Below are 25,309 nucleotides of genomic sequence, written 5' to 3' on the forward strand. Positions count from 1 at the left end.
TGCAGGGGGCCGATACCGCTTCCATTGTTCCTCCGCGCTTGAGCAGCTCCCGATTCCCGGGGCTCCGCGATCGAGTGGGCGGGATGCGGCGGACCGCGTTCGCGGGGGACACCAGGCCCGCCGCATCCCGCCCTTCATGGCGCGCTTTCTTCAGCCGGTCTCGACTTAGTCGAAGTGGATGAAGAAGTCGGCCAGCGGAATACCGACGCCCCTGGTCAGGTCGTCGTAGTCGCCGAGTTCCACGAGTTCCGGAATCTCGTAACCCGTCTCCGGCTCAATGATCTCCATGGGAAATCTCCTCTCAGTGTTGCGCACCGATTAAACGCATCGACTCGTCAACTCCCGTGTATTTCCCGGGATTTACTCGCCGACGGAAGCGAGGCTAGCCCGAACGGAATTTCCGAGTCAACGAAATCCCGCCGCTGGCACATTGCTGCCAGGACCTCCGCGTCATTTCCTATTTCTGGCCCAAGAACCGGCCGGAAACCAGTGCCGTGGGCAGCGTCAGGGCCTACCCGGGGCGCCGTGTCCCCATCCGCACAGATGCAGGAACGTGCCAAGAGCGTTGCCGCCGTCACGGCACCAGGGCTACACGCGTTCCCGGACGCACCTCCCACCCTGCGGTTTTCCGCAGGGTGGGAGGTGCGGAGAACCGCACAAGTTCGACGGTAATCCTCATACCCGACCTGAACTGCGGTTTCTAGCGTGGTGAGGAATCGCGGCCCGTGTCCGCTGCGTCCGCCCCACCAGTCTGGAGAAACGCGTATGGACCTCATGACCCTGGCTCTGCCCCAGGAGCCCGCCGGCGGAATCGCGGGGTGGGCAGCCGACCTCGTGGACACCATGGGCGGCCCCGGAGCGGGGCTTGCCATCGCCCTGGAGAACCTCTTTCCGCCCCTGCCCAGTGAAGTCATCCTGCCGCTGACGGGATTCGCGGCGGGGCAGGGCGTCATCAGCCTGTTCTCCGCCCTGTTCTGGACCACGCTGGGGTCGGTGGTGGGCGCAGCCGTCCTGTACTGGATCGGCATGCTGTTCGGTCGTGACCGCATGTACGCCATCTGGGCCCGGCTGCCGCTGGTCAAGACGTCCGACCTGGAACGGACCGAGGCGTGGTTCGCCAAGCACGGCACCAAGGCCGTGTTCTTCGGCCGCATGGTGCCGATCTTCCGCAGCCTGATCTCCGTGCCGGCCGGCCTCGAGCGCATGTCGATGCCGGTCTTCCTGCTCCTGACCACCCTGGGCAGCCTGATCTGGAACTCGGTGCTCGTCATGGCCGGTTACTGGCTGGGTGACCAGTGGGACCTCGTCGAGACGTATGTCGGCATCATTTCCAAGGTCGTCGTCGTGCTGGTCGTCGCGGCCCTCGTGACCTACATCGTCTTCCGGCTGCGCAGCCGCAGCACCGCGCAGCACCGCCGCACGTCGTGACCTCGCCCGTCCTCACCGCGTCCGAACGATGTTGCCCGCACTGTGCGGCCGGACTAGTCTCGGCGCCTGTGCAGGGGGACTCGGCTCACATCACCACCCAGCATCTTCATGGAGCGCTGGGACCCGCGCGACCGGAAGGTGAGGCACCGTCGGCACGGCCCCCCTCGTTTCCGCGCCGGGCCGTGGGCGTGGTGCTCGGGTGCTGCACCGCGCTGTTGGGGCTGCTGTACTTCGGCACGGTCGGCGTCACTCTGGGTCCGCTTCTGCTGTGGCCGCGGACACGGCGGTATGCACTGACCGCGCTGACCGCCGGAGTGCGCCGGCTCGTCGCGGTGGAGCGGCGGCGTCGCTCGGCCTTCTTCGGCGACCGCTTCCCCACCCGCCGGGTCTCCGACCAGCGGGTACTGCGCTACCTCGCGGCACGTACGTACACAGGCCTGTTGACCAGCATCGTCGTCGCACTGCTCGGCTTCGGCATCTTCCTCGCGGGGCTGCTCGTCTCCGGCATCGCCAGGGGCACGCTCAGCTGGCAGGAGCTGCTCACCCAGGTGCTGCTCGGCGGGGTTCTCCTCTTCCTCGACGTGCAGGGCCTGTTCTCGCTGGAGGCTCTCGACACCCGCCTGGCGCGCGACTGTTTCGGCCCCTCGGAGCGGGAGCTGCTGCAGCAGCGCATCACCGAACTGGCCACCAGCCGGGCGGCGGTGCTGCAGGCCGTGGACAGCGAGCGCCGCCGCATCGAGCGCGACCTGCACGACGGGGTCCAGCAGCGTCTGGTCGCGCTGGCCATGCTGCTGGGCCGCGCCCGCCGGGGCGGCCGTACGCCCGAACAGGCCGACGCCCTGCTGGAGCAGGCCCACAGGGAGTCGCAGGAAGTACTGAACGATCTGCGCGAGGTGGCCTGGCGCGTCTACCCGACGGCGCTCGACAACCTGGGCCTCCAGGAGGCCCTCGCCGGGGTCTCCGAACGATGCAGCATCCCCATCCGGATGGACTTCGGTGTCACGGTGCCGCTGCCCGCGTCCGTAGAGACCGCCGCGTACTTCGTCGTGTCCGAGTCCGTGACCAACGCCGCCAAGCACTCCTGCGCCACCGATATCTTCGTGAGCGTGCATCAGCACGGGCCCGTGCTGATCGTCCGGGTCGAGGACAACGGCGTCGGCGGCGCCGATCCAGCCGGCAGCGGCCTCGTCGGGCTGCGCAGCCGGGTCGGCGCCCTGGACGGCCGGCTGTACGTCCACAGCCCCTCCGGGGGCCCCACCACCATCACTGCGGAGCTGCCGTGCGCGTAATGCTGGCCGAGGACTCGACCCTTCTGCGGGAGGGGCTGATCCGGCTGCTCACCGAGGAGGGGCACGAGGTGCTCGCCGCAGTGGGCGACGCCGCCGCCCTGCTGCGCGAGGTCGAGGCCCAGCCCCCGGACATCGTCGTCGTGGACATCCGTATGCCCCCCACCCACACGGACGAGGGGCTGCGCGCCGCTCTCGAGATCCGCAAGCGCTGGCCCCCGGTCGGCGTGCTGGTGCTGTCCCAGCACATAGAACGCAACTACGCCGCCCAGTTGCTGACCTCGAACGCCGAACGGGTCGGCTACCTGCTCAAGGACCGGGTCGCCCAGGTCGAGGAGTTCCTCGACGCCCTGGACCGGATCCACGCGGGCGGAGCCGCCATCGATCCGGAGGTGGTACGGCAGCTCGTGATCCGCACGACGCACACCGACCCACTGGCTCGGCTGACACCGCGCGAGCGAAGTGTCCTGGAGACCCTGGCTCAGGGGCACACCAACGCGGCCATCTCGCAGAAGCTGCACATTTCCATGAGCACGGTCGAGAAGAACCTGAACACGATCTTCGACAAGCTCGAACTGGCCCACGCCACGGGATACAACCGCCGGATCCTGGCCGTGTTGCGCTACCTGGAGTCGTGACCCCGGTCCCGCACCGCGAGCTCCGCTGCCCGGTACGCCGTCGGCGGCCCGGGGCAGCGGAGCTCGTGGCTCACTGGAACGAGTAGGGGTTCAGCGCGTCGTCCGGCAGGTGCTCCAGCTGGACCTGGTCCCCGATGCCCGCCTCCTGGGCGAGTTCGAGGATCACGTCGAGGGCGACGTGATCCTCGAGTGCGAATCCGGTCGAGTCGAAGACGGTCGTGCGGTCCCGGAAGCGGGCCGCCGTCTCCGGCTCGGCACACAGGGTCATCAGATCGGGGCCGAGGTCGCCCGGTTCCAGTTGCTGGCACTCGCCCTCGCGCAGCGCCTGCGCCCTGTGGTCCGGCGTCACGAAGGCCGACTTCAGGACCGACCGGGGCAGCTCGACCTTGCCGATGAGGTCGGCCCCGATGGCGTTGATGTGCACGTGCCGGCGCAGGTGCTCGCCACTGAGCACCGGCCCCTCCCCCACACCGACCGAGGTGACGGTGCAGATGATGTCCGCCTCCGCCTCCAGTTCGGCGCGGTCGACTGAACGGACGTCGAGGCCGAGGAAGTCCACGCGGTCCGCGAAGGAGCGGGCGTGGGCCGGCTCGATGTCGTGGACGAGGATCCGCTCCAGCGGGAACACCCGGCTGAGCGCGTGCGCCTGGGTCACCGCCTGGGCTCCGGCACCTACGAGCCCCAGCACCCGGCTGTCCGGGCGGGCAAGGAGCCGGCTGGCGATCGCCGACGCCGCTCCCGTGCGGATCGCGGTGAGCAGGACGCCGTCGCAGACCGCGAGCAGACGGCCCGTCACATCGTCGTACCGGGTGAGGGATCCGATGATCGTGGGCAGGTGGAATGTGGCCGGGTTCGACGGGGTGTAAGCCACCGTCTTGATCGTTATGGAGCGTCCCGGATCATGATGGGGCATCCATTCGAGGATGGCCGCGTTCCGGGGGCCGCGGACAAAACCGTCGCGGGCCGGGGTCACTCCCTTCGCCGATGCGGTGAATGCCTCCTGGAGTCGGACGATCATCCGGTCCATGAAGCGGTCGTTGCCGCCCTCCTTGACGAGCTTGGCAACATGCTGCCGGGTGAGGACCGTGGTCTCCATATTCTCCCCTCGACTGACATCGCATTCTGGCAACACATTGCCAGAAACACACACTGGCCGTTTTACGCGTTACACTCCGCGATCGGCATGTATTCCAATCGAGCAACCCTCTCGACACCTTTTGCGAGTGCCGCCGATCCGCGTTCACGAACGTAACGGGCCCAGTTTTAGGGGTCAATTGCTTTTCAGGGTTGATACGGTTTCCCGCAGGTTTTACCTGCGGCTTTCCGCAGGGTCGACCCTGCGGTTTTCCGTATGCCCGACATGTGGAAAGCAGCGAGCACCATGATGGTTTACCTCCTATTCCCGCCGATGTCGGCGGACCTAGCGTTTCCCCGTCGGATCGGACCGGCGCCCTGGGGCCGGGAACTGCAGCAACGGAAGGAAGCAAGGTGCGAAAAAAACCGGCAACGGTGCGGATCGCGCGATGGAGCGCGACGCACCCGTGGTCCGCCATCGGCCTGTGGGTCGTGTTCGTCGCCGCGTGCCTCTTCCTCGGCGGGGCGGTCGGCACGAACAAGATCAGCGACGCGGAGTCGGGAGTCCAGGAATCGGGCCGTGCCGGCAAGATCGTGCACTCGGGCCACTTCACCGAGAAGCCCGAGGAGAATGTGCTGATCACCGCCGAGGACGGCGGGAAGCTGGACCGGCCGGCCGCCCAGGCCGCGGCACAGGACGTCATCCGGCGGATGAAGAAGCTCCCGGAGGTGGCGAGCGTGGGCGAGGTGGTCCCCTCGCCGAACGGCAAAGCGCTGCTGGTCCCGGTCACTATGAAGGGTGACACCGAGAACGCCGACCGCCGGGTGCAGCCGCTGCTCGACGCCAGTGCCGCCGTCGAGCGTGCCCACGAGGGGCTGAGGATCGACGAGGTGGGCACAGGCTCGACGGCCAAGGGCCTGTCGGAGACGCTCGGTGAGGACTTCAAGAAGGCCGAACTGATCAGCCTGCCGCTGACCCTGCTGATCCTGCTTGTCGTCTTCGGCGCGATCATCGCCGCCGGAGTGCCGGTGGTGCTGGCACTGTCCTGCGTCGGCGCTGCGATCGGGCTGTCGACGCTGGCCTCGCACGTCATGCCGGAGACCAGCGCCGTGAGCAACGTCATCCTGCTCATGGGCATGGCCGTGGGCGTGGACTACTCGCTCTTCTACCTCAAGCGGGAACGCGAGGAGCGCCAGAGCGGCAAATCCCACGTCGACGCCATCGAGATCGCCGCGGAGACCTCCGGACACACCGTCGTGGTGTCCGGCACCACCGTCATCGTGTCCATGGCCGGTCTCTACCTCGCCAACGAAGCCACCTTCGCGTCGCTGGCCACCGGCTCGATCATCGTCGTGGCGGTCGCCGTGCTCGCCTCGGTGACGGTGCTGCCCGCGCTCCTGGCCAAGCTGGGCCGCTGGGTCGACCGGCCGCGGGTGCCGTTCCTGTGGCGCCTGACCATGCGCTCCGGCGAGTCGCGGGTGTGGCCGGCGCTGCTGCGCCCGGCGCTGTCGAAGCCGATCCTCACGCTCGTGGCGTCCGTGGGGGCGCTGGTGCTGCTGGCCCTGCCGGCCCTGGACATGAAGCTGAAGCAGCCGGGATCCGACGACCTGTCGCGGGACATCCCCGTCGTCCGGGCGATGGACCGGCTGACGGCCGCGTTCCCCAGCAAGGGCACCGTGCACCAGGTGGCCGTGCGGGCCCCGGCGTCCCAGGCCGGCGAGGTGAAGCGGGCCCTGCGCGGTCTGCTGGAGCGGACCTCCGGCAACAAGCTGTTCGCGCACGACCAGACGCCCACGATCGAGGAGTCCGCCGACCACCGGGTCCACACGGTCAACGTGGGAACGCCGTACCAGCCCAAGAGCGACGGGGCCAGGGAGTCCCTGGACGTGCTGCGCACCTGGCTGCCGCAGGCGATGGCCGACGTACCCGACGCCGAGAGCGCGGTCGGCGGCAAGGTCGCGCAGGGCGTGGACTTCACCGGCCATCTCGAGGAGCGCATGCCCTGGGTAGTGGGCTTCGTCCTGCTGCTGACCTTCGCCACCATGGTCTTCATCTTCCGCTCACTTGCCGTGGCGCTCTCCGCGATCCTGCTGAACCTGCTCTCCGCCGCCGCCTCGTTCGGCCTGCTGGTCTCGGTCTTCCAGCACACGTGGGCCGAGGGCCTGCTGGACTTCCACAGTTCGGGCGCGGTCGTCTCCTGGCTCCCGTTGTTCCTGTTCGTCGTACTGTTCGGCCTGTCGATGGACTACCACGTGTTCGTGGTGAGCCGGATCCGGGAGGCCGCGCTCAAGGGCGCCCCCACCAAGGACGCCGTCCGTGAGGGCATCACACGCTCGGCCGGCGTGGTGACCAGTGCCGCGATCGTGATGGTCGGTGTGTTCGCCATCTTCGGCACCCTGAGCATGGTCGAGTTCAAGCAGCTTGGTGTCGGGCTCGCGGCGGCCATCCTGCTCGACGCCGTGGTCATCCGGATCTTCGTACTGCCGGCCCTGATGGCGGCGCTCGGCAGGTGGAACTGGTGGCCGGGCAGGGTCCCCGCCGGCCGCCGTGGCCGCCTGGCGCCCGTCACCACGGCCCCGGCCGGATTCGGACCGGTCCATCACCGGGCCGCGGAGCAGCCGCAGCACGCAACATTCGGGTCGCCACAGGCGTACGACAGGGCCGGGTCCCCGCAGGGGTACGACGGCGTCGGCTATCCGCAGGGGTACGACGGCGTCGGCTATCCGCAGCAGGCGTACGCGCCCGTGCCGCAGGGCGGTGGGCGGCAGCCGTACAACGCCCACCACCACGGGCCGCAGGGGCCGGGGGCGTACGACGCCAACCACGCCCCGAACCCGCAGCAGCCCCACCCGCACCATCACGATGCCACGCGACCTGACTCCTACCAGTAGGCAGTAGAGCAGGTCCCTCCGGCGAGGAGGGAGGGTCACCGTTGCCCCCGAACGGAGACCCTCCCTCCTCTTTGCCGTGCCTGGAGGAGGTCCTAGGAAAGCTCGGCGGTGAGGAACTCCACGATGGTCTTGTTCACCGTGGCGGGGTTCTCCAGGTAGCCGTAGTGGCCGCAGCCCTCGATCAGGTCGTAGCGGGCGCCGGGAATGGCGTCGGCGACCTCACGCCCCAGGCGAGGTGGTGTGACGAGGTCGTCGGCGAAGCCGATGACCTGGCAGGGGACGCGGATGTGCCGGTAGGCGGCGAGCCGGTCGTCGAGCCTGCTGATCTCCATCTGCGCGCGCTGCCCCGGCCCTGCCTCGGCCGTCAGCTCGAACAGGTCGAGCCAGTCGGCCATCGCCACGTCGTCGTCCAGCGTGCGCGGGGAGAGTGATTTCAGCGCACGCAGAACAGCCGCGTACCGGACCGGCAGCCGGATGCCCGAGTCGTACAGGTCGATCTCCGCACGGGTGAGCGCGGCCCGCAGGACGTCTGTGCGGCCGCGGGTCGCCATGAGGACGGCCCTGCTCACCAGCTCCGGCCGGGCGAGCGCCAGCTCCTGAGCGACGAAGGCCCCCATGGAGGTGCCGACGACGTGGCACGGGCCGAGGCCCAGGCGCTCGATGAGCCCGGCCACGTCCCCGACCATGTCCTGTAGCGTGAAACCCTCGGGGCATTCGGAGCTCGGCGGAATCCCCCGGTTGTCGAACGTGATCACACGGAATCCGGCGGATGTCAGCGCGGGCACCTGGTGCAACTGCCACACGGTACGGGTGCCACCGGTGCCTTGGATCATCACGACCGGCCGGCCCGTGCCGGTGTCGTCATAACTGAGCCGAATTCCGTTCACGGTAATGACCGGCATCCTCGCTTCCCCTTTCGTGATGCTCTCGTGGTCTGCGCCGCCCGGGCACGACTGCGGCCCGCGTCCCCTCGGGTTTTCCCGGGAGAGGCGCGGGCCGCACCGGGGCACGGGTCAGGTTGCGTCGGCGCCCTCCATGGCCTGGATGAGGCTCTTGGGGCGCATGTCGGTCCAGTGGGTGTTGACGTACTCGAGCGCCGCGTCGCGGGTGGTCTCTGCGAGGACGGTCCGCCAGCCGGACGGAACGTCGACGAACGCGGGCCACAAAGAGTGTTGGCCCTCGTCGTTGGCCAGAACCAGGTAGGTGCCGTCCGGGTCCTCGAAGGGGTTGCTGCTCATTCGGTCACTCCTTCTCAGCGAATTATTTCTCTCCGGGATCGCGTGACATTCATAGACGGCCCGCGAGGAAACGGCCGATCCGGGCCATATGACGGGAGTCCGTCATCAGATTTCCGTGAGTCGATTCTATAGCGCACACATCAAGCGACCCACCGGTGAACGGTTGCCACAAGTTGACATTCAGGCGCCCCTTCCGGTCGGCCTCCGACTTGTGTTCCGCGGAGACGAAGAGGACGTCTCCGTCGAAGAATTCCGGCACGAATTTGCGCATGATCCGGACATTGTTCACGTACACATCCTTGAGCGCGAGCATGTCCCGCGCCTCCAGCTGACCCAGCGCGCGGTCACCGGCCTGCAGGAACTCCCGAAAACGCAGCAGAACCGCTTCCTGATCTGCTATGAGCTCGGCCATGTCGAATTCGAATCCCATGGCTTGCAGGTTGTGCGCCACCACCTCGTGCTCGACGGGGTCCGAGGTGTCCGCGTTCTCGTCCGGCGGGTAGGCGTCCAGCAGCGCCAGCATCGACACGTCCTCGCCCTCGGCGCGCAGCCGGGTCGCCAGTGCGTGCGCCGCCAGACCGCCGAAGGACCAGCCGGCCAGCCGGTAGGGGCCGTGCGGTTGAACGGATCGGATCCGTGCGAGGTAGTCCTCGGTCATCTCCTCCATGGACCCGGGCAGCCCGCCCTCACCGTCCAGGCCACGCGCCTGGATCCCGTACACCGGCACGTCGGCGCCCAGATGACGGACGAGCCCCGCATAGCACCAGCTGAAACCGCCGCCGGGGTGCAGGCAGAACAGCGGGGCGGCGCTCCCGCGCGCCCGCAGGGGCAGCAGCCCGCCCGTGGAGCGCCGCGCGTCGAGGCCGGCTGTGCCGGTCAGCACGGCGGCCAGACCCGCCGGGGTGGGGGCTTCGAAGACCGCTCGTACGGGCAGGTCCCGGCCGAACTCCGCACGCAGCCGGGCGACAAGGCGGGCGGCGAGGAACGAGTGCCCGCCGAGCTCGAAGAAGTCGTCGTCGGCACCGGCCCGTTCCACCCCGAGCACCTCCCGGTACAAGGCGCACACCGTGTGTTCGGCAGGCGTCCTCGGCGGTGCCGGCTCCCGGTCGGCGGCATACGCGGGGGCGGGCAGCGCGGCCCTGTCCAGCTTCCCGTTGGAGGTGAGCGGAAGGGCGTCGAGGGTGACGAACGCGGCTGGGACCATGAAGGCGGGCAATGCGCGGGCCGTATGGGCACGCAGACCCGCGGGGTCGGGGGGCGTCGGCCCGGCCGGGACGACGTAGCCGACCAGGCGCCGGTCTCCCGGGCTGTCCTCGCGTACGACGACGGCGGCCTGGGCGACGCCGGGGTGCGTGGTGAGCGCGGCCTCCACCTCGCCCGGCTCGATGCGGAAACCACGGATCTTGACCTGGCTGTCCGCCCGGCCCAGGTAGACGAGCAGGCCGTCGCCGGTCAGCCGGGCCAGGTCGCCGGTGCGGTACATGCGCGCGCCCGGCGCCCCGTAGGGGTCGGCGACGAACCGTTCGGCGGTGCGGCCCGCCGGACCCAGGTAGCCGCGGGCCAGCGCGTCGCCCGTGAGGTAGAGCTCGCCCGGGACGCCGTGCGGCACCGGGTTCAGCCACGGGTCGAGGAGCCGGACGGCGGTGTTGTCGATGGGGCGGCCGATCGGCGGCGCCGTCGCGGGCCACTCGGCGGTGTCCCCCGGCAGCTGGTGAGCCGTCACCACGTGGGTCTCGGCCGGGCCGTAGTGGTTGTGCAGGCGCGGTCCCGGGCGGGCGGCGCAGACGGTGCGCACGGCACCGTGCAGGGTCAGTGCCTCACCGGCCTGCACCAGGTCGGTGAGGTCGGGCAGTTCGAGGCCCGCGGCGACGGCCGCCTCGCAGACGGCGTCGATGACGAGGTTCGGCGCGTACAGTTCCCGCACGCGGTGGTCCCGCAGCCAGTGGGCCAGCCGCTGCGGATCGCGTCGGACGTCCTCGGGGCACACCACGAGCGCCTTCCCGGCGAGCAGCGCGGAGAGGATCTCCTGCACGGAGACGTCGAAGCTCACCGCGGTGAACTGCGCGACCCTCGTACCGGGTGCCCCGGGCAGCGCCCGGTCGTGCCAGCCGAGGAGGTTGGCGAGGGCCCGCACGGGCATCGTGAGCCCCTTGGGACGCCCCGTGGAGCCGGAGGTGTAGATCACGTAGGCCGGGTGGGCGGGGTGCAGCGGGGCGGTCCGTTCCGCGTCGGTCACGTCGGTCACCGGCCGGGAGGCGAGGTCGCGTTCGGTGGCGGGGTCGTCCACCACGATCGTGCTCGCCACGAGGCTGCCCGGCAGGGTCACGGCGAGGTCACGGGTGGTCAGGACGCACGCCGGGCGGGCGTCGCCGAGCATATAGGCGATGCGGTCGGCCGGGTACTCCGGGTCGACCGGCAGGTAGCCGGCTCCGGCCTTGAGCACGGCCATGAGCCCGGTGACCAGTTCGGCCGACCGGTGCATGGCCACCGCGACAAGACTCTCCGGTCCCACCCCGCGGGCGATGAGCAACCGCGCCAGACGGTTGGCCCGGGCGTTCAGCTCCGCGTACGTCAGGGTGGCTTCGGGTGACTCCACGGCCACGCTGTCCGGAGCGTGCCGGGCCGCCGCGGCGAAGCGCTCGGCCGGCATACGGCCCGTCACTGGGTGGACGGCTCCGCGCCAGATGGCCAGCAACCGGCCGTGCTCCTCGTCGTCCAGCAGCGGTACCTCACCGATGGCGCGCTGCGGTTCGGCGGTGACCGCGTCCAGCAGCCGCAGCAGCCGCGCGACGAGCGCCTCGGCGGTCTCCCGGTCGAACAGGTCGGTGCTGAATTCCAGCCCGGCGCCGAGCCCGGCGGGCCGGCCCTGGCCGTCGTACCGCTCCGCGAAGGACAGCAGCAGGTCGAACTTGGCGGTGCCGGTGCCGACGGGTACGGATTCGGCGGTCAGCCCGGGCAGCCGTGGTCCGGCGCCCGGGGCCTGCGTCCGCTGCCCGGTGTTGTTGAAGGTGAGCATCGTCTGGAAGAGCGGGTGCCGCGACAGCGAACGCTGCGGGTTGAGCTCCTCCACGAGGCGTTCGAACGGCAGGTCCTGGTGGGCATAGGCGGCCAGGTCCGTCTCCCGGACTCGGGCGACTAGTTCGCGGAACGCGGGGTTGCCGGAGGTGTCGGTGCGCAGCACGAGCGTGTTGACGAAGAAACCGACGAGACCGTCCAGGACGTCGTCGGTGCGACCGGCGACCGGAGTGCCCAGCGGAATGTCGTCGCCCGCACCCAGCCGGGTGAGCAGGGCGGCGACGGCCGCCTGGACCACCATGAAAGGGCTCGCCTGGCAGGCCCGCGCGACCGCGACGATCCGTTCGTGCAGTTCCCGCGGCACCTCGTACAGCACCCGGTCGCCCCGGCCGTTGCCGACCGCGGGGCGCGGCCGGTCGGTGGGCAGCTGGAGCTCGGCGGGGAGTCCCGCCAGTGTCTGCTTCCAGTGGGCGAGCTGGCGGGCGATGGCGCTGTCGGGGTCCTCCTCGGACCCGAGGGCCGCGCGCTGCCAGAGGCTGTAGTCGGCGTACTGGACGGGCAGCGGGCGCCAGCCGGGGGCGCTGCCGCCGTGCCGTGCCGTGTAGGCGGTGGTCAGGTCACGGACGAGGTGCGGGACCGACCAGCCGTCGCCCGCGATGTGGTGGACCAGCACGAGCAGGACGTTCTGCCGCGGTCCCGTCTCGAACAGCCAGGCCCGCAGCGGGATCTCCGACGTCAGGTCGAAGGCGTGCGCGGCAGCGTCCCTGATCCGCTGCTCCAGCTGCGTGGGCGGCACCGACGGGACGACGGTCAGTTCGGGACGGGCCTTGGAGGTGGGCAGCACGACCTGGCGGGGACCGTCGGCGTCCTCGGTGAAGACCGTGCGCAGCGCCTCGTGCCGGTCCGCGACATCGGCGAGCGCGGCGCGCAGCGCCGACCGGTCCAGGTCGCCGGTGAGCCGCAGGGCGAACGGGATGTTGTACGTCGGGCTCGGTCCCTCCAGACGGTGCAGGAACCACAGGCGGCGCTGGGCGTAGGAGGCCGGTATCCGCTCCGGCCTCGGACGGGCGGGCTCCAGGGCGGGGCGGGCCGCGTCCGCGGTGCGCAGGGCGCCGGCCAGAGTTGCCACCGAGGGCGTCTCGAAGAGCTGGCGTACGGTCAGTTCCGCGCCCAGGACCGAGCGGATCCGGCCGACGAGGCGGGTGGCCAGCAACGAGTGTCCGCCGAGTGCGAAGAAGTCGTCGTCGATGCCGACCTGCGGCACGCCGAGGAGTTCGGCGAACAGGCCGCACAGGATCTCCTCCTGCGGCGTGCGCGGCGCGCGCCCCTCGGCGGCTGTGACGGTCTCCGGCACGGGCAGCGCCTTGCGGTCGACCTTGCCGTTGCCCGTCAAGGGCAGCGCGTCCAGCGTCACGTAGGCCGAGGGGACCATGTAGTCGGGCAGTTCGGCGGCGGCATGGGCGCGCAGGGTGGCGGCGTCCAGGACGCTGCGGTGCTCGGGCACGACGTGGGCGACGAGCAGTTTGTCCCCGGGACGCGGCTCCTGCACCGTGACGACGGCCTGCGCGACGTCCGGGTGCCGCCCGAGCACGGACTCGATCTCACCGAGCTCGATGCGGAAGCCGCGGATCTTCACCTGCTCGTCGACCCGGCCCAGGTACGCGAGCGTGCCGTCGGGCTCCCAGCGCACGAGGTCGCCCGTGCGGTACATGCGCGAGCCGGGCGGGCCGAAGGGATCGGCCAGGAAACGCTCGGCGGTAATCCCAGGTCGCTGCCAGTAGCCGCGGGCGAGTCCGGCTCCCGCGATGTAGAGCTCACCGGCCGCTCCCGGCGCCACGGGGCGCAGTCCGGCGTCCAGGACGAGCAGGCGGGTGTTGTCCAGCGCGGTGCCGATGGGCAGGGTGGCCGGGACCGGTGCTCCCGCGGGGAGCCGGTGGCAGACCGCGAAGGTGGTCGTCTCGGTCGGGCCGTAGCCGTCCACGACGGCCGTGGCGGGGCAGGCTTCCCTGACCCGCCGCACCGCGGCGGCCGGTACGACGTCCCCTCCGGTCCACACCTCGCGCAGGCCCGCGAGGTGTCCGGGCGCCTCGTCCGCCAGTAATTGGAAGAGCCCGGAGGTGAGCCAGAGGCCGGTCACCTCCTGATCGGCGAGCACCTTGCCCAGCGTGTCCGCGTCGAGGTCGCCCGGCGGGGCGACGACGACGGTGCCGCCGGACAGCAGCGGCACCCACAGTTCGTAGGTGGAGGCGTCGAAGGCGTGCGGCGAGTGGAGGAGCACCCGGGTGTGCGCACCGCCGGCGAAGGAGCGGTCCCGTGCGAGGTCGATGACATTGCGGTGGGTGGCGGCCACGCCCTTGGGGGTTCCGGTCGACCCGGAGGTGTGCATCACGTAGGCCAGCCGGTCGGCGGTGATGCGTCTGCCGGGCAGGTCCATAGCGGTGCCCGGCCGCTTCGGCGCGTCCCCGGCCGGGGTGCGGTCGGCGCGCACCGGGGTGAGGCCCAGCTCCAGGACGCGCGGCGCGTGCGCCTCGTCGGTGAGGACCAGGGAGACTCCGGCGAGCCCGGTGATCTGACGCAGCCGGTCCGTGGGGTCGCTCTGCCGCAGCGGCACGTAAGCGCCGCCCGCCTTGAGTACGGCGAGTACGCCGGCGACCAGCTCCGCGGAGCGGTCCATGAGCAGTCCCACGGGGGTCTCGTCACCGACCCCCAGCTCGGCCAGGTGCCGCGCCAAGTCGTCGGAGCGGGCGTCGAGTCCGGCGTAGTCCAGTGTGGTGTCACCGCAGACGACGGCGGTGTCGTGCGGTGTGCGGGCGGCCTGGCCACGGAACGCCTCGGGCAGGCTCTGGTCGGCCGTGCCGGTGTCCGCGCCCAGGCCGAGCTGCAGTGCGGCGCGCCGCTCCTCGTCGGAGAGCGGGTCGAGCCGGCCGACGGGCCGCTCCGGGTCGGCGGCGACGGTGCGCAGGATGCGGACGAGCCGGTCGAGGATGTCGCGTGCCGCCTCCTCGGGGATCAGGTCGGGCCGGTGGTCGAGTCGCAGCCGCAGACCGCCGCGGCCGAGGGCGACCAGCGCGAGTGGGTAGTGCGTGGCGTCCCGGTTGCGGCCGCCGGTGACGGTCAGGCTGCGCAGCCCGCCCGGCTCGTCCCGCTCGGCGCCGATGTCGACTGGGTAGTTCTCGAACACCATGGTGGTGTCGAAGAGTTCGCCCACTCCCGCGAGGCGCTGCACTTCGGCGAGGCCCAGCTGCTGGTACGGCTGCATCCTGGTCTGCTCGTCCTGGGCCCGGCGCACCGCCTCGGTGAACGGCTCGTCGGGGCGCAGCCGCACCCGGGCGGGCAGCGTGTTGATGAACAGCCCCACCATGGTCTCGATCCCGGCGATCTCCGGTGGCCGTCCCGACACGGTCGTGCCGAACACCACGTCGTGCCGTCCCGTCAGGCCGCTCAGTACGACGGCCCAGGCGCCCTGCACGAGGGAGTTGAGGGTGAGGGAGCGATGCCGGGCCAGGGCAGTGAGCGCCGCGTGGTCGGCCTCGTCCAGCTCCGTCTCCAGCCGCCCGGGCATGGTGGGCGGGCGCTGCGCCGCCCGGGGAGCGACGAGTGTGGGGCCGTCGAGCCCGGCGAGGGCCGAGCGCCACGCCGCCGTGGCCGCGTCACGGTCCTGTCCGGCGAGCCAGTGGAGGTAGTCGCGGAAGGGACGCACCCGTGGCAGTGCGCTGTCGTCGCCCTTCGCCCGGTACAGCGCGAGCAGTTCGCGCACGAGCATGGGGCGCGACCAGCCGTCGAGAAGGATGTGGTGGTTGGTCAGCACGAAGCGGTACCGGCCGGCACCCAGACGCATCAGCGTGAACCGCATCAGGGGAGGCCTACCGAGGTCGAAGCGGCGCAGCCGGTCCTGCTCCAGTGCCCGGTCCGCGGCCGCGAGGCGCTCGGCCTCGGGCCGCTCGGTGAGGTCCAGCTCCTCCCAGGGCAGGTCCACCTCGTGGGGGATCAACTGCACGGGACGTTTGAGCCCTTGGTAGCGGAAGGCCGCGCGCAGGTTGGCGTGGCGCCGCAGCAGGGCTCGGCAGGCGGCCCGCAGTGCCTGCGCGTCGAGGTCTCCTTCCAGGTCGATGGCCTGCTGCACCAGGTACACGTCCGGGGATTCCTCGTCGTACACGCTGTGGAAGAGCATGCCTTCCTGCAAGGGGGCCAGCGGCAGGATGTCCTGCAGTCCGGGCTGCTTCGCCATCACGAGCTCCTCCACTCGTCTTCCAGCATTTCGATCTCGTTCTGGTCCAGCAGGCTCAGGGACACGTCGGAGACGGTGAGCCCGCCCGCGTCGGGGTCCTCCGCGTGCACGGCGAGCGCCTCCAGCGCCCGGAACCACAGGTCGGCCAGGTCCCGAACCTCGCCCTCGTCGAGAATTCCGCCGGCCCAGGTCCAGGTGGCCGCCAGCTCCGGGCCGCCCGGTCCGTCGTTGGTGCGGGCATTGAGTTCCAGGGCGTGGGCGAGCGGCACGCGCGGGTCGGTGCCCCCGATGCCGGCCGCCGTGGCCAGCACCGTCCAGTCGGGGACCGTGGTGCTGCCGGCGTTCTCGACTCCCGCGGTGGTGAAACGGCCCAGGTAGTTGAACGCCACCTGAGGCATCGGCAAACCTGCGAACTGCGGCGCCGTCCGCGGGTTCAGGTGGCGGGCGAGGCCGTACCCGATGCCCTTGTCGGGCACCTCGCGCAGCTGTTCCTTGACGCGCTTGACGATCGTGCCCGCGGCGGGGCCGCCGGCGAAGGCGTCGGAGAGGTCGGCCGTGCCGGTGTCCAGCCGTACGGGGTACAGGCTGGTAAACCAGCCGACGGTGCGGGACAGGTCGGCCTCGCCGACGAGGTCCTCCTCGCGGCCGTGTCCTTCCAGGTCCAGCAGGGCGCCGGTGCCGCGGCTGCCCTGCCAGCGGGCCCAGGCGAGGCCGAAAGCGGCCAGCAGCACGTGGTTGACGTCGGCCCGGAACACGGCCGGCACCCGGGTCAGTATCCGCTCGGTGGTCGCCGTGGACAGGGTCACCGTCAAGTGGCGCGCCGAGGCGTACGTGTCGGATGCCCCGTCCAGGGGCCGCCGGCCGAGCAGCGGGTCACCGGGTCGCAGCACCGTCTGCCACCAGGTGGCCTCGGCGGTGCGGGCGGGCTCGGCGGCGACCTGGGTGAGGCGCTGCGCCCAGCGCCGCAGTGAGGTGCCCACAGGCTGCAGTGCGGCCGCACGGCCCGCTGCCCGGGCGCGATGTGCTTCGGCGAGGTCCGGTACGAGGATCCGCCAGGACACGCCGTCGACGACCAGGTGGTGAACGATAAGCAAGAGCAGCCCGGGGGTCTCGTCACCGCGGTCGAACCATACGGCCTGGACGACCCGCCCCCGGGCGAGGTCGAGCCGTTCGCGGGCGGCGACGGTCTCGGCACGGACCAGATCCCGCTGGGTCCGCTCGTCGAGCGAGGAGGCGTCGACCCGGCGCAGCACCGAGGCGGCGTCGACGACTCCCGGCTCGGGGATCTCCAGCCGCGGCTGCGGTCCGGCCGTGAGCCGGGCCCGCAACGCGTCGTGATGGTCGAGGACGTCCTGCAGCGCGGCGGTGAGGTGCTCGTGGCGCAGTGAAGCGGGCACCTGGATCAGCCGCGACTGGTTGAACTGGTCGACGGGGCCGCCGCGTTCGAGGAACCACCGCATGATGGGCGTCAGTGGGACCTCGCCGATGCCGGCGCCGGGTTCCTCGACGGCCGTCCCCGTCGTCTCGGTGACGACCTCGGCGAGCGCGGCCACGGTCCGCTGCTCGAACACGTCACGCACCGACAGTTCCAGGCCTGCCCGGCGCGCGCGGCTGACCAGCTGGATCGACATGATGCTGTCGCCGCCCAGGTCGAAGAACCCGTCGTCGACGCCGACCTCGGACAGTCCCAGCACCTCGGCGAACAGGGCGCACAGCACCTTCTCCCGCTCGTTGCGCGGGCCTCGGCGGCCGGTGAGCGCGCCGTAGTCGAGGGCCGGAAGCGCGCGCCGGTCGAGCTTGCCGTTCAGGGTGAGCGGCAGCGCCTGAAGTGGCACGACGGCCGAGGGGACCATGTACTCGGGCAGGGTGGCGGCCACATGAGCACGCAGCACCTCGGGTTCGGCCGTGACACCGGCGGCGCCGACGACGTAGGCCACGAGCCGTTTGTCGCCGGGTCGGTCCTCACGCAGCACCACCGCCGCCTGGCGGACCTCCGGCCGGCCCGCGAGGACCGCCTCGATCTCGCCCGGTTCGATCCGGAAGCCACGCAGCTTGACCTGGTCGTCGACGCGCCCCAGGAATTCCAGGCGCCCGTCGCGCAGCCGCCGTACGACGTCACCGGTGCGGTACATTCGCTCGCCGCCGCCCGCGAACGGGTCGGCCACGAAGCGCTGTGCCGTGAGCGCGGGGCGGCCCAGGTAGCCACGGGCCACCCCGGCCCCGGCGATGTAGAGCTCACCGGCTACGCCGAGCGGCACAGGCCGCAGCCGCTCGTCGAGGACGTGCACGCGGGTGTTCCACAGGGGCCGCCCGATCGGCACGACCGCATCGGGCACCTGCTCCGGGTTCCGCAGCGGGTTCACGGTGGAGAACACCGTGGTCTCGGTCGGCCCGTACTCGTTCGCGACGATCGTGCCCGGGCAGGTCTCGAGGACCCTGCGGACGGCGGACGGCGAGACCACGTCGCCGCCGGCCCAGATCTCCCGCACCCCGCGGAAACACTCGGGCCGTTCTTCAGCGAGCACCCGGAACAGGCCCGCGCTCACGAAGAGGCCGGTGACCCGATGCCCGGCGATGACGGCGGCGAGGTCCGCCGCGTCCAGGCGTCCCGCCGGCGCGACCACGACCGTGCCGCCGGTCAGCAGTGGCGTCCAGATCTCGAACGTCGACGCATCGAACGCGTACGGGGAGTGCATGAGCACCCGCGTGTGACGGCCGCCCTGCCAATACCGGTCGGCCGCGAGGTGGACGACGTTGTGGTGGGTGTTGGCGACACCCTTGGGGGTGCCGGTGGAGCCCGAGGTGTACATCACGTACACGAGTTGTTCGGCGTCTGTCGGCACACCGGGGTTCGTGTCCGCCTCACCGGACAGGTCCGCCGCTCCGACGCGCAGCGCCGGGACCTCGACGGCGAATCCGAGGTCGCTGGGGTCTCGGTCGGTGAGCAAGGTCACGGCGGCGGTGTCCCGCAGGATGAACTCGGAGCGGGACGCGGGCTGCTGAGGGTCGATCGGTACGTACACGCCGCCCGCCTTGAGCACGGCCAGCGTGGAGACGACGAGGTCGGTGGAGCGTTCCTGGAAGACCGCCACGCGGTCCTCCGGGCCGACTCCCCGGCGCAGCAGCAGGTGCGCGAGACGGTTGGCCCGCGCGTTCAGCTCGCCGTAGGTCAGCGTCTCCTCACCTGCGACGACGGCGACGGCGTCCGGATCGGCTGCCGCGCGCTCCTCGAACAGGACGTGCACCGGCGTGCGGTCGGGGTGCTCGACAGCGGTGTCGTTCCACTCGACGAGCATCCGGTGCAGTTCGTCCCCGCCGAGGATCTCCACTTCGCCGACGCGGCGGTGCGGGGCGTCGGCCAGCGCTGTCAGGACCCGGACGAAACGGTCGGCGATGTCCTGGGCTGTTTCCCGGTCGAACAGGTCGGTGCTGTAGTCGAGCGCGCAGCGCAGGCCGGCCTCGCGACCCGGAGCGCTGGACTGCTCGACGATCTCGAAGGACAGGTCGAACTTGGCGGACGACGCTCCCAGGGGCCGCCCGGCGACCCTGAGCCCGTCCACCCCGCCACGCGCCGGGGCTCCGCCGGTCCGTCCGGCGTTGTCGAAGCTCAGCATGGTCTGGAAGAGGGGGTGGCGGGCGAGGGACCGCTCGGGGTTGACCGCCTCCACCAGCCGTTCGAACGGCAGGTCCTGGTGCGCGTACGCCGCCAGGTCCGTGGCCCGTACCCGGTCGATGAGCTCCGCGAACGTCGGGTCACCGGAGGTGTCGGTGCGCAGCACCAGCGTGTTGACGAAGAAGCCCACCAGATCGTCCAGCGCGTCATCCGTCCGGCCCGCGATCGGCGTGCCCAGCGGGATGTCCGTACCCGCGCCCAGCCGCGACAGCAGCGCCGCCAGACCCGCCTGCAGCACCATGAACAGGCTGGCCTGCCGGTCCCGGGCCACGCGCGCGAGCCGCTCGTAGAGCCCGGAGGGCAGGTCGAAGGTGACCCGGTCACCCTGGTAGGTGGCGACGGCCGGACGGGGACGGTCGTAGGGCAGCGCCAGCTCCTCGGGCAGGCCCGCCAGCGTCTCCTTCCAGTAGGTGAATTGGCGGGACAGCTCACTGCCCGCGTCCTCCTCGGTACCCAGCACCTCGCGCTGCCACAGGCTGTAGTCCGCGTACTGCACCGGCAGCGGCGACCACTGCGGCGCGCCACCGGCGGCACGGGCCGCGTAGGCGGTCATGAGGTCCCGGATGAGGACACCGCGCGACCACGCGTCGCTGGCGATGTGATGGGTGAGCAGCAACAGCGCCCGGCGGCCGGGGAGTTCCGGGGACTCGAACAGCCAGACACGCAGCGGCACGTCGGCGGTGAGGTCGAAGACGTGGCGGGCGGCCCGCCGCATGCGGTCGTCGACCGCGGCGGCCTCCGTCACGGTCTCGACCGTCAGCGGCACCCGGGCCTGCTCCAGCGGTAGGACCACCTGGTGGGCACCGCCGCCGTGGTCTTCGGCGAAGACCGTGCGCAGGCTCTCGTGACGTGCGACGACGTCCGTCAGCGCCTGCCGCAGTGCCTCCTCGTCCAACGGGCCCTCGACGTCCAGGGAGATCGGCACGTTGTACGCGTCGCTCGGTCCCTCCAGATGCTGGAGGAACCACAGCCGCTGCTGAGCGTGCGAGAGCGGCACCCTGGCAGGCCTCGCCGCGGGGACCACACGCCTGCGTGAGGTGGTCGCGGCGTCGAGGGTGGTGGCGAGTTCGGCGACGGTGGGCGCCTCGAACAGACGCCGTACCGCGATCTCGGCGTCCAGTACCGACCGGATCCGGCTGACCAGCTTCGTGGCCAGCAGCGAATGCCCGCCCAGCGCGAAGAAGTCGTCGTCGATCGACACCCGCTCCAGGCCCAGCACCTCGGCGAACAGCGCGCACAGGATCTCCTCGCGCGGCGAACGCGGAGCACGCCCCGCCACCTGCGGACCGTATTCCGGCGCCGGCAGCGCACGCCGGTTCAGCTTGCCGTTCGCCGTCAGCGGGAACGCCTCCAGCATCACGAACGCGGCAGGCACCATGTAGTCCGGCAACCGGCCCGCCAGATACTCCCGCAGATGTGCTGACACCGGCTGCCCGCCCGGCTCGGGAATCACATAGGCGACCAGGCGCGTGTCACCGGGGCGGTCCTCACGCACCAGCACCGCCGCCTGACCGACCTGCGGATGCGTCGCAAGCACCGCCTCGATCTCACCCAGCTCGATCCGGAAACCACGCAGCTTGACCTGATCGTCGACCCGCGAGAGGTACTCCAGCTCCCCCTCACCGCTCCACCGCACCAGATCACCCGTGCGATACATCCGCGAACCCATCGGCCCATACGGATCGGCAACAAACCGCTCAGCCGTCAGCCCAGGGCGCGCGTAATACCCGCGCACCACCCCCTCACCCGCGACATACAACTCACCCGGCACACCCACCGGCACCGGCCGCAGACCCGCATCCAGCACATACACCCGCGTGTTCGCGATCGGACGACCGATCCGCGGACGCCGCGCACCCTCGACCGACACCGGCCACGCCGTCGACCAGATCGTCGTCTCCGTCGGCCCGTACAAGTTCGTCACCGAACCCGCCCGCACTGCGAGCTGCGCCGCCAGATCCGCCGGCAACGCCTCACCACCGACCAGAACCCCAAGGCCATCCACAGCGTCCGCATCCTCGGCCAGCAACGCCCGCCACAGACCCGGCGTCGCCTGCATCACCGACGCCCCCGAAGCCCGCACCAGCCGGCCCAGCGCAACCGGATCACGCACCACCTCCCGCTCGGCCACCACAACCGCGGCACCCGCCAGCAGCGGCACGAACAACTCCAGCCCCGCGATGTCGAACCCAACCGTCGTCACCGCCAACAACCGGTCACCCACACCCAGTCCGAACCGGTCCCGCATCGCCACCAGGAAGTTCACCAACGCCCCCTGCGGCACCACCACACCCTTCGGCCGCCCCGTCGAACCCGACGTATAAATCACATACGCCGCATTCGACAGAGCAGGCCCCACCAGCGCACGACCCTCAGAGGCGCGGGAGAGCTCCGCGACCGTGTGCGGCTCGTCCAACAACAGGCAGGGGGCGGCCATCTCCTCCGGCAGAGCGGAACGCACCGCGCTCGTGGTGAGGACGAGGACGGGTGCGGCGTCCTGCAGCATGTACGCCAGCCGGTCGGCCGGATACTCCGTGTCCAGCGGCAGATACCCCGCCCCCGCCTTCCACACCGCCAGCAGTGCCACCACCAGATCCACACCCCGCGGCAGCGCCACCGCCACGAACCGCTCCGGACCAGCCCCCCACTCCACCAGCAACCGCGCCAACCGCTCCGCACGGGCATCCAACTCCCCGTACGACAGCGACACACCACCGCAGACCACGGCCTCCGCCAATGGCGCCCGCGCCATCTGCTCCCCGAACAACTCCACCACCGAACGACCCGGCACCTCACACACCGTGTCGTTCCAGTCGGTGAGGAGGGTGCGGGTCTCGGTCGCGGTCAGCAGGTCCACCTCGTCGACCGGGGCGTCGGGGGTCTCGACCATGGCACGGAGCAGGCGCAGGTAGCGCCGGCCGAGCATCTCGACGGTCTCCCGGTCGAACAGGTCGGTGCTGTACTCCAGAACACCGTGCAGTCCGGCCGTCTGCGTCGCCTGCTCGGCGAACGCGAAGGAGAGGTCGAACTTGCCGACGCCCGTGTCCGCCGTGGCCCGCGACACCGACAGCCCCGGCAGTTTCGTCACGGCTTCCTCGACGGCGGCCGTATCCGTGTTGTTGAACGCCAGCAGTACCTGGAAGAGGGGGTGGCGGGCGAGCGAGCGCTCCGGGTTCAGCACCTCCACCAGCCGCTCGAACGGGACGTCCTGGTGCGCGTACGCGGCCAGGTTCCGCGTACGGACGCGGTCGATGAGAGCACGCGCCGAGGGACGTCCGGAGGTGTCCGTGCGCAGGACCAGCGTGTTGATGAAGACGCCGATCAGGTCGTCGAGGGACTCGTCGGTACGGCCGGCGATCGGCGTGCCGATGGGGATGTCGGTCCCCGCCCCGAGCCGGGTCAGCAGCGCCGCCAGACCCGCCTGCAGCACCATGAACGGACTCGCCTGAGTGTCCCTGGCGAGCGCGACGATCCGCTCGTACAGATCAGCCGGGATCTCAAGGGGCAGGCGGTCGCCGCGGTAGGAGGCGACGGACGGCCGGGGACGGTCGTACGGCAGCTCCAGCTGGTCGGGCAGCCCGGCCAGCGTCTCCTTCCAGTAGGCGAGCTGGCGGGAGGTCTCACTGTCCGGGTCGTCCTCGGCGCCGAGCACCTCACGCTGCCACAGGCTGTAGTCCGCGTACTGCACCGGCAACGGCGACCAGCCAGGGGCCTCACCGGCGACACGAGCCGCGTACGCCGCCGTCAGATCACGCGCCAACGGCGCGCGAGACCACGCGTCACTCACGATGTGGTGCAGGAGCAGCAGCAGGACGTGCTCGTTCTCACCCAGCACGAACAGCGTGGCGCGCAAGGGAAGTTCACCCGACTCGGCGGAGAGGTCGAAGCCACGCCGGGAGGCCTCGCCCAGTCGCCGGCCGATCTCCTCCTCGCCGGTCTCCACCACTGTCAGCTCGGGCTGGGCGTCGGCCGGTTCCCGGACGACCTGGTACGCACCGTCGGGGTCCTCGGCGAAGACCGTGCGCAGGCTCTCGTGCCGCGCGACGACATCCGCCAGCGCCTGCCGCAGCGCGTCCCGGTCCAGCGCCCCCGTCAGCCGCAGCGCCACCGGGATGTTGTACGTCGGGCTGGGTCCTTCGAGGCGGTTGAGGAACCACAGGCGCTGCTGAGCGTACGACAATGGCACACGCGCCGGCCTCGGTTCCACCGCCCGCACGGCCCGCCGCACACCACGGTTCTCGTCACCGAGAGTTGTGGAAAGGCCGGCGATGGTGGGGGTCTCGAACAGCTGCCGGATGGGCAGCTCGACACCGAGGACGGTCCGGATCCGGCTGACCAGCTTCGTGGCCAGCAGCGAATGCCCACCCAGCCGGAAGAAGTCGTCATCGATCGACACCCGCCCCACACCGAGCACCTCGGCGAACAGCGCGCACAGCATCTCCTCGCGAAGGCTCCGCGGAGCACGACCACCCTCGCTCTCCTGCTCGGGCGCCGGAAGAGCACGACGGTCCAGCTTGCCGTTCACGGTGAGCGGCAGCTCATCGAGGGTGACGAATGCCGACGGAACCATGTACGACGGCAGCCGTGCCGCCGCGTGCTCGGCCAGGCCCTCAGCCTCACCGACCACATAAGCGACCAGACGCTTGTCACCGGGCCGGTCCTCACGCACCACCACCGCCACCCGAGACACCCCCGGATGCGCGGCCAGCACCGCCTGCACCTCCCCCAGTTCGATACGGAAACCGCGCACCTTGACCTGGTCATCGACCCGGCCCACATACACCAACTGACCATCCGCGCCCCACCGGGCCACATCACCCGTCCGGTACATCCGCGCACCCGCAGGGCCATACGGGTCAGCGGTAAACCGCTCCGCGGTCAGACCAGGCCGCCGCCAATACCCACGCGCCAGCACCACACCGGACACATAGAGTTCACCCGCCACACCCGGCGGCACCGGCTTGAGCCGCTCATCCAGCACATAAGCGCGGGTGTTCCAAAATGGCCGCCCGATCGGCACCGCACCCGACCCCACCTCCTGCCCCGGCGGGATGCGGAAGTCGGTGCAGTTCACCGTCGCCTCGGTCGGACCATACGCATTGACCACCGTGACGTCCGGATGCGCGGCCCGCCAGGCAGCAAGCGCCTCACCCACCAGCGCCTCACCACCCGTGATCAACATCCCCGACGGCGACACCTCACCCGGCAACGCCTCCAACAACCCCAGATGAGACGGCGTCACCTTCATGAACGACGGCCGCCCCGCAACCACAGCGCCCTCGTCCAGATCGGCCAGCACCACCCGGCCACCGGACACCAACGGCGTATACAACGCCGTCACCGTCAGATCGAACGCCACCGACGAGTGCAACAACGCCGTTCCGGACGCATCCCGATACACCTCCCGCGCCCGCTCCAGATACGCCCCCACCGAACGGTGCTCCACCACCACACCCTTCGGCCGACCCGTCGACCCCGACGTATAAATCACATACGCCGCATCCGAGGGATGCACAGCCACCTCGACAGCCGCACCCGAGAAGCCCTCCGCCTCACCCAGCACAGACATGTCGTCAATGACGAGAACCGGGTCCGCATCACCCAGGACGTAACTCACCCGCTCCGCCGGAGACTCCACATCCACCGGCACATACGCCCCACCGGCCTTCACCACCCCCAACAGCGCCACCACCAACTCCACCGACGGCGGCAGCACCACCCCCACAAACGACCCACGCCCAACCCCCCGAGCCCGCAACCACCGCGCCACCCGGTTCGACCACGCCTCCAACTCCCCATACGACACACGGCATTCACCACACACCACCGCCTCCGCA

The 25,309-nt window shown here is 70.7% G+C and carries 10 protein-coding genes; 4 read left to right on the forward strand and 6 right to left on the reverse strand.

From position 1 onward, the window contains the following. Positions 1 to 165 precede the first annotated feature (165 nt). Positions 166 to 288 (reverse strand): lasso RiPP family leader peptide-containing protein, encoded by a 123-nt coding sequence (locus L0P92_RS15530; RefSeq protein WP_234763291.1) that lies wholly within the window; start codon positions 286 to 288, stop codon positions 166 to 168. A gap of 477 nt (positions 289 to 765) precedes the next feature. On the opposite strand from L0P92_RS15530, the gene L0P92_RS15535 reads away from it, so the two are divergent. The 3 genes from L0P92_RS15535 (at position 766) to L0P92_RS15545 (ending at position 3,352) form a co-directional block, all read left to right on the forward strand. Then, positions 766 to 1,428, forward strand: a complete 663-nt coding sequence (locus L0P92_RS15535) for a DedA family protein (RefSeq protein ID WP_234763292.1) — start codon at positions 766 to 768, stop codon at positions 1,426 to 1,428. 68 nt (positions 1,429 to 1,496) lie between these two features. Continuing rightward, positions 1,497 to 2,717: a sensor histidine kinase gene (locus L0P92_RS15540; RefSeq protein WP_372497265.1), complete on the forward strand. Its 1,221-nt coding sequence runs from the start codon at positions 1,497 to 1,499 to the stop codon at positions 2,715 to 2,717. Then, on the forward strand, positions 2,717 to 3,352 hold the full coding sequence (locus L0P92_RS15545; protein ID WP_234763301.1) for a response regulator transcription factor: 636 nt from the start codon (positions 2,717 to 2,719) through the stop codon (positions 3,350 to 3,352). The genes L0P92_RS15540 and L0P92_RS15545 overlap by 1 nt, the downstream gene beginning before the upstream one ends. Positions 3,353 to 3,422: 70 nt before the next feature. Here L0P92_RS15545 and L0P92_RS15550 read toward each other — a convergent pair whose 3' ends face one another. After that, a complete protein-coding gene (locus L0P92_RS15550) occupies positions 3,423 to 4,448 on the reverse strand; it encodes an ornithine cyclodeaminase family protein (RefSeq protein ID WP_234763293.1) in 1,026 nt (341 codons plus the stop codon). Positions 4,449 to 4,840: 392 nt separating this feature from the next. Here L0P92_RS15550 and L0P92_RS15555 point away from each other — a divergent pair, with 392 nt between their 5' ends. Next, positions 4,841 to 7,318: an MMPL family transporter gene (locus L0P92_RS15555; RefSeq protein ID WP_234763294.1), complete on the forward strand. Its 2,478-nt coding sequence runs from the start codon at positions 4,841 to 4,843 to the stop codon at positions 7,316 to 7,318. A gap of 92 nt (positions 7,319 to 7,410) precedes the next feature. Here the strand turns inward: L0P92_RS15555 and L0P92_RS15560 are convergent, their stop codons facing one another. The 4 genes from L0P92_RS15560 to L0P92_RS15575 all read right to left on the reverse strand — a co-directional run. Continuing rightward, a complete protein-coding gene (locus L0P92_RS15560) occupies positions 7,411 to 8,220 on the reverse strand; it encodes an alpha/beta fold hydrolase (RefSeq protein ID WP_234763295.1) in 810 nt (269 codons plus the stop codon). A gap of 111 nt (positions 8,221 to 8,331) precedes the next feature. Further along, positions 8,332 to 8,556: an MbtH family protein gene (locus tag L0P92_RS15565; protein ID WP_234763296.1), complete on the reverse strand. Its 225-nt coding sequence runs from the start codon at positions 8,554 to 8,556 to the stop codon at positions 8,332 to 8,334. 49 nt (positions 8,557 to 8,605) lie between these two features. Next, the gene (locus tag L0P92_RS15570) at positions 8,606 to 15,799 is read right to left on the reverse strand and encodes a non-ribosomal peptide synthetase (RefSeq protein ID WP_234763297.1); all 7,194 of its coding nucleotides are present in this window, start codon (positions 15,797 to 15,799) and stop codon (positions 8,606 to 8,608) included. Next, positions 15,799 to 25,309, reverse strand: a 9,511-nt coding sequence (locus tag L0P92_RS15575) for a non-ribosomal peptide synthetase (protein WP_273634041.1), incomplete at its 5' end; no start/stop codon positions are given. The genes L0P92_RS15570 and L0P92_RS15575, both read right to left, overlap by 1 nt.

This window comes from Streptomyces muensis (assembly GCF_021474425.1).
In the GTDB taxonomy this organism is placed as follows: domain Bacteria; phylum Actinomycetota; class Actinomycetes; order Streptomycetales; family Streptomycetaceae; genus Streptomyces; species Streptomyces muensis.

What these genes read in the sequence shown, in the direction of transcription:
- L0P92_RS15545 (WP_234763301.1), top strand. Translation starts at nt 2,717, where the DNA reads ATGCTGGCCGAGGACTCGACCCTTCTGCGGGAGGGGCTGATCCGGCTG.
- L0P92_RS15570 (WP_234763297.1), bottom strand. Translation starts at nt 15,799, where the DNA reads ATGGCGAAGCAGCCCGGACTGCAGGACATCCTGCCGCTGGCCCCCTTG.
- L0P92_RS15550 (WP_234763293.1), bottom strand. Translation starts at nt 4,448, where the DNA reads ATGGAGACCACGGTCCTCACCCGGCAGCATGTTGCCAAGCTCGTCAAG.
- L0P92_RS15565 (WP_234763296.1), bottom strand. Translation starts at nt 8,556, where the DNA reads ATGAGCAGCAACCCCTTCGAGGACCCGGACGGCACCTACCTGGTTCTG.
- L0P92_RS15560 (WP_234763295.1), bottom strand. Translation starts at nt 8,220, where the DNA reads ATGCCGGTCATTACCGTGAACGGAATTCGGCTCAGTTATGACGACACC.
- L0P92_RS15535 (WP_234763292.1), top strand. Translation starts at nt 766, where the DNA reads ATGGACCTCATGACCCTGGCTCTGCCCCAGGAGCCCGCCGGCGGAATC.
- L0P92_RS15530 (WP_234763291.1), bottom strand. Translation starts at nt 288, where the DNA reads ATGGAGATCATTGAGCCGGAGACGGGTTACGAGATTCCGGAACTCGTG.